Annotated in this window: 2 protein-coding genes and 1 pseudogene; 1 reads left to right on the forward strand and 2 read right to left on the reverse strand. The window is 43.8% G+C overall.

Features of this window, described 5'->3' with window-relative positions:
* The first annotated feature begins 200 nt into the window (after positions 1–200).
* On the forward strand, positions 201–452 hold the full coding sequence (locus FE394_RS18715) for a SymE family type I addiction module toxin (RefSeq protein WP_319927840.1): 252 nt from the start codon (positions 201–203) through the stop codon (positions 450–452).
* Positions 453–520: 68 nt separating this feature from the next.
* Here FE394_RS18715 and FE394_RS18720 read toward each other — a convergent pair whose 3' ends face one another.
* Together FE394_RS18720 and FE394_RS18725 are read right to left on the reverse strand one after the other, a co-directional pair.
* Positions 521–1,057, reverse strand: a complete 537-nt coding sequence (locus tag FE394_RS18720; protein WP_319927841.1) for a hypothetical protein — start codon at positions 1,055–1,057, stop codon at positions 521–523.
* 431 nt (positions 1,058–1,488) lie between these two features.
* Positions 1,489–1,998 (reverse strand): annotated as a pseudogene (locus tag FE394_RS18725) (RHS repeat domain-containing protein); the annotation flags it as partial.

The following is a 1,998-nucleotide window of genomic DNA, read 5'->3' on the forward strand; positions in this document are numbered from 1 at the left end:
AGGCATAGTTCGCCGGTCAGCAGGCAGTGGGGAAGGTGGCGGTTACGGGACAAGACCCGGTTATCCGGCGTGGCATAGTCGTAGATCACGCCATCGGTATGGGTATAGAATCCTCATACTGCCCGCAGAACCTGAAATTACACCCCACGTGATAATCCGGATCATTCGACGCAGCTACAAAAAAAGAACGTTATTACACCGTGGAATACGTCCCGCAAAACGACAAGGCCAACGCCCCACCCGCAATACACCTTAAGGGGCAATGGCTTAAACAGGCAGGCTTTGAGATTGGCGGCTCGGTCACGGTGAAGATCATGGACGGCTGTCTGGTGCTGATCCCCGACAGCAACGAGACCCACAGCCTCAAACAGCAATACCAGCGCCAACGGACGAAAATCAGTGAAATTAAGCTGCGGATGCGGGAACTGATTGGCGATTACAATAGCAACTAAGAGCAGGGACTGAGCGGCTCTTAAAAAGAACATAGCCGGAAGATCCCCGTGATCTTCCGGCTATTTTATTAAAATAAAGAAGAAAGTTTTTCTAAATAATCAATATCATTAATGACCCAATATTTTTCGTTCTTGGGCAGAATACTTTCATCAAATTTGCGCATAAAATCAATAAACTCACCATTCCAACCATCAGGTACATATCTTTCCACAGGTACTTTTCCTGGGTATGGATAACATGCACTTAATTTTTTTGAATCAAAATCAATGAATGCCATTGGAAATAGCTCGTGAGAGTCCCACCAAGAAGAAGAGTCTTGTATTTTTTCCTTGAATTCCTCTAGTTTTTTATTATCGACCTTAAAAGACAAAATACTGTCAAAAAATTTATCTTTAGTTGCATCATTAACAATTAAAATGCCGAATCGATCATCAGCACTGTCTTCTGGACAAACAATGTCATTGTCAACAAAATCTCTATGCCATTTTTGTCTATCCAGCACCCATATTTCTCTGTCTGATTGATACCAAGTAATAATATTATTGTTCTTTATTGCAACAACAACATTATCATCGGCTAAGAAATCATCATCTTCCTCAAACATATAACCACCTTAATTTATTTTTTTACTTTTCCAGAGCCGGGAACAGCATTCTCTTCTAGCCATTTAGTCCACACTTTAGGGAATTCGTATGAGTCACAGGGGGTTGTTGGATCTACTATTTTAGGAGCCATTCCTTTCTGATTTAATGGGTTTGTTTTATAACCTTTTTGCGGAATGGCATTTTCTTTAATAAAGTCGTTAAGCTATTTAGGGATTTCAAATGAAACGATTTCAGCATCTCCGCCCCTAATATTCTTAAAATGCTCAGCATGTTTAGTGTCACCAATACTGATATTTAAGGTAGCATTTTGAATTTTAGGATTTCCAGCGTCATCGACTCTTATTCGGTGGTGACTTGCATTGGGAGGTATTCCTCCTTGAACTCTAAATACAGTGACGGTATCTCCAACATCTCCTTTGTTACCTAAGCCACTTGCCAATCCATATGGGTCGATCCAGTTAGCCGGATTATGCACATACCCGTAAGGGTCAAGTCCACCTTTCAGCCCGATCGGGTCAGGCGAGATATACTGCGTGGTCTCCGGTGAATAATAACGAAAACGATTGTAGTATAACCCGCTCTCTTCGTCTTCATATTGCCCTGCAAACCGCAGATTACAGCCCACATGGTAATCCGGGTTATTCGACGCAATGACCTGCGATTTCTCCGCTTTGCCCCATGTCGTCAGCCGCTGCGCCCAGACCAGTGTGCCGTTTTCGTTGAGCATCTCGCGCGGCGTACCCTGATGGTCACTGACAATATAGTGCAGCTTGCCTTTTTCAAAGCGGGCTGACGGTGTTAATGAACCGGGTTCATATAACCAACGGATACGTTGATCTTCCACCGGTGTGCCATTGGCTTAAATCGGCGTTTCTTCGATAAGCTGGTCGCCGCTCCACAGGTAATCCTGCCCCATGATAGCATCGGCTCTTGGCGCTAA

Origin of the sequence: Xenorhabdus littoralis (assembly GCF_033949345.1) — a bacterium.
Classification (GTDB): domain Bacteria; phylum Pseudomonadota; class Gammaproteobacteria; order Enterobacterales; family Enterobacteriaceae; genus Xenorhabdus; species Xenorhabdus littoralis.